The organism is Mycobacterium sp. (assembly GCF_044370595.1).
GTDB lineage: Bacteria > Actinomycetota > Actinomycetes > Mycobacteriales > Mycobacteriaceae > Mycobacterium.
The window spans coordinates 1-3,434 of record NZ_JBILVF010000230.1 but is presented as its reverse complement, the minus strand read 5'-3'; the positions used below and the strand labels follow the sequence as shown (position 1 = coordinate 3,434).

General features: G+C 66.2%; 2 protein-coding genes and 1 pseudogene. 2 read left to right on the top strand and 1 reads right to left on the bottom strand.

The window, feature by feature from the left end; all coding sequences use genetic code 11:
• Positions 1 to 139 precede the first annotated feature (139 nt).
• Both ADBZ5N_RS18055 and ADBZ5N_RS18050 read left to right on the top strand, forming a co-directional pair.
• Positions 140 to 1,507 (top strand): ISL3 family transposase, encoded by a 1,368-nt coding sequence (locus ADBZ5N_RS18055; RefSeq protein WP_526259837.1) that lies wholly within the window; start codon positions 140 to 142, stop codon positions 1,505 to 1,507.
• A complete protein-coding gene (locus ADBZ5N_RS18050) occupies positions 1,495 to 3,141 on the top strand; it encodes an IS1634 family transposase (RefSeq protein WP_526259835.1) in 1,647 nt (548 codons plus the stop codon). The genes ADBZ5N_RS18055 and ADBZ5N_RS18050 overlap by 13 nt, the downstream gene beginning before the upstream one ends.
• Before the next feature lie 34 nt (positions 3,142 to 3,175).
• Here ADBZ5N_RS18050 and ADBZ5N_RS18045 read toward each other — a convergent pair.
• A pseudogene (locus ADBZ5N_RS18045) lies at positions 3,176 to 3,434 on the bottom strand (transposase); the annotation flags it as partial.

Sequence of the window (3,434 nt, the reverse complement as noted above, 5' to 3'; positions counted from 1 at the left end):
GCTCCCAGCCGCCGATCGCGACGATCAACGCCTCGCCGGCGGCTTGAGCGTGAGTCATGGCGGCTCTTCGCACTTGATGGGGGTCTGGTGCTGTCCGGCATTTTGTCGTGTCGGTGATTGATTAGGGGCCCGCGCCCCTGTGAGCTGGGTGTTCTTCAGGCATCCAGGACAAGGAACGCGGGCCATGGTTGACGGTAGTTCACTGCTGCTCGATCTCGACGGTGTGGTTGTCGAGTCAGTACAGCGCCTCGCAGACGGCACCCGGCTGGTGCAGGTATCGACAGCCCCGGAATGGGTCGGGATCTGTCCCGGATGTGGGGAGCGCTCCTCTAGATCAAAGGGCTGGGTATGTACCGGACCGCGTGATGTGCAGGTCGGCCCCGACCGGCCCGTTTTGCGATGGCGTAAGCGAAAATGGTTGTGTCCCAGCACGGTGTGCGACCGCAAGGTGTTCACCGAAGCGGTGCCCGGGGTGCCGGCGAGGGCCCGGGTCACCCCACGGTCCAAGGCCCAGATGGCCGCTCAGGTCCTCGATGAGGACCGCTCAGTGGCCGCGGTCGCCGCTTACTACCGCTGCGGCTGGCACACCGTGCACGACCATGTCATCGCCGTCGCTGATGAGGCCCTGGATGCCGAACCGGCGCCGGTGGCCGTGCTGGGCATCGACGAGACCCGCCGCGGTAAGGCCAAATGGGAGTACGACCCGGTGCTGGGACGGCGGATGTGGGTGGACCGCTGGGACACCGGCCTGGTCGACATCACTGGCGATCAAGGTCTGTTGGCCCAGGTCAACGGACGCAACTCCGCGACGGTCATCGACTGGCTCGCCCAGCGCGACGCCGACTGGCGCTCGGGGATCACCCACGTGGCCATCGACTTGTCGATGGTCTACGCCCGGGCCGTGCGGCTAGGGCTGCCCGGGGCGGTCGTGATCGTCGATCGGTTCCATCTGGTCAAGAAGGCCAACGACATGGTTGATGCGGTGCGCCGGCGGGTCACCCTGGCCCAGCGGGGCCGACGGGGACGCAAGGCCGATGTGGAGTGGATCAACCGCCGCCGGCTGCTGCGCGGCGCCGAGCGGCTCACCGACGAGCAACGGCACACGCTGTTCGCCAAGCTGCTCACCGCTGATCCCGGTGAGGACATCGCTGCGGCCTGGATCGCCAAAGAACTGCTGCGCGAACTGCTCTCGTGCGCCCAGCGGGGCGGTCTGCGCTACGAGATCCACGCCGCCCTGGATCGCTTCTACCGCTTCTGCGCCGCTTGCAAAGTGCCCGAGGTCATCAGCTTCGCCCGCACGATCGAGGCCTGGCAGGACGCCATCATCGCCGCCTTGCAGACCGGGCTGACCAACGCCCGCACCGAGGGCTACAACCGCATCGTCAAGCACGTCGGGCGCATCGCATTCGGCTTCCGCAACCCCGGCAACCAACGCCGCCGCGTACGGTGGGCCTGCACCCGCCGGTCACGGCGAGTCACACCCAGCCGGCACCAATGCCACTGCTAACTGCGAAGAGCCGGATTCGGCGGGTGCGTACCGCATCGGGTTCGACTGCGGTCCAGATCGCCGAATCCGTCGAGGGTCGCCGCCGGATCGTCCGTCATGTGGGCTCTGCACGTGATGACGCAGAGTTGGGTCTGCTCATCGAGGCGGCTCAGCGGCTGTTGAACGATGACACCCAGGGCGAGCTGGATCTGGGCATCACCCCGAAAGCCGTTCGGGCCCATATGGTTGGACCGCCAGCCGAGGCGCTGTTCACCGACGGTGCCGGTGTAGCCGCCGCGCAGGAGTTGGTGGCGCGGCCGCGGGTGCTCAAGAGCTGCAACGGGTTGCTCTATGACGCCCTGGCCGGGATCTACGCCAGGCTGGGCTTCGATGCGGTCAGCGACGAGGTCTTCCGTGACCTGGTGATCGCCCGCATCGTGGAACCGCCCAGCCTGCTCGACGTCGATCGGGTCCTGGCCGAGTTGGGCCGCACCGCCGCATCGTTGTCGACCCGCAAACGCACCCTGCGCCGTGCCCGCGGCGGTGGCTACCGCGACCAGATCGCCGCGGCATGTTTCGCCCATGCCCGCACCGCCAGCGATGTCAGCCTGGTGCTCTACGACGTCACCACGCTGTATTTCGAGGCCGACAAGGAAGACGACCTGCGTCGGGTCGGGTACTCCAAGGAACGCCGCGTCGATCCGCAGATCGTGGTGGGCCTGCTGGTCGACCGGTGCGGATTCCCCCTGGAGATCGGCTGTTTCGAAGGCAACAAGGCCGAAACTCTCACGATCGTGCCGATCGTGAAAGCATTCCAGGCACGCCACGGGATCACCGACATGGTCGTCGTCGCTGATGCCGGCATGCTCGCCAGCGGCAATCTGCGCGAGCTCGACGACGCCGGGTTGCGGTTCATCGTCGGATCGAGGGTCACCAAGGCACCCAACGATCTGGCGTCCCATTTCCATTGGCACGGTGAGCTTTTCACCGACGGTCAGATCATCGACACCATCACCCCACGCGATCAACGCGGCACCGCCGCCAAGAGCAGCGATCCGAAACTCAGAGCCGAACCCGTCTGGGATCGAACAACCCATACCAAGTCGTGGCGGGCGGTGTGGGCGTACTCGACCAAACGCGCGGTGCGCGACACCAAGACATTGAACCTGCAGGAGAACAAGGCCCGCGCTGTCGTCGCCGGGGATAAGACAGCCCGCACACCACGATTCGTGACAGTCCGCGACGGCGCCCGAGAACTCGACGAGGCATCGTTGCAGCGGGCGCGGCGCCTGGTCGGACTCAAGGGCTACGTCACCAACATCGACGCCACACTCATGCCCGCGACCGAAATCATCGCCAGCTACCACGACCTCTGGCACGTCGAGGCGTCCTTCCGGATGTCCAAATCCGACCTCGCCGCCAGGCCTATGTTCGCCCGCACCCGCGACGCCATCGAAGCCCACCTGACCATCGTGTTCACCGCCCTGGCCGTCAGCCGCGAAGTCCAGAGCCGAACCGGGCTATCCCTGCGGCGGTTCCTACGCACCCTCAAACCACTGCGCTCGGCCACCATCGACCTCAACGGCGTCACCGCCACCTTCCCGCCTGCCATAAACACCGAGGTCAAGACCATTCTGGATGCACTGGAAGCCTAAAGCTCAAGGCACTAAAGCAAATGACCCAACTCGGGTCGTAGTAGGCGCGGCCGGCGCTGGCGGGCATCCGGATCTGGATCACCGCGATCGTGTAGATCGCGGAGTTCAACTGGCGATCTCCGTAACGGGACAGCCGATGCCGGGTGGAGCCAGCGCTCGCGATCTGAACGGGTGCGGTGCCGGTGTAGTTCGCGTACGCAGCAGCGGAGGCGAACCTGCCAGGCGAGCCGGTACGGCCCAGCAGGCGGGCGGCCAGGACAGGTCCCACACCGTCGATCTCACGCAGCCTGGTG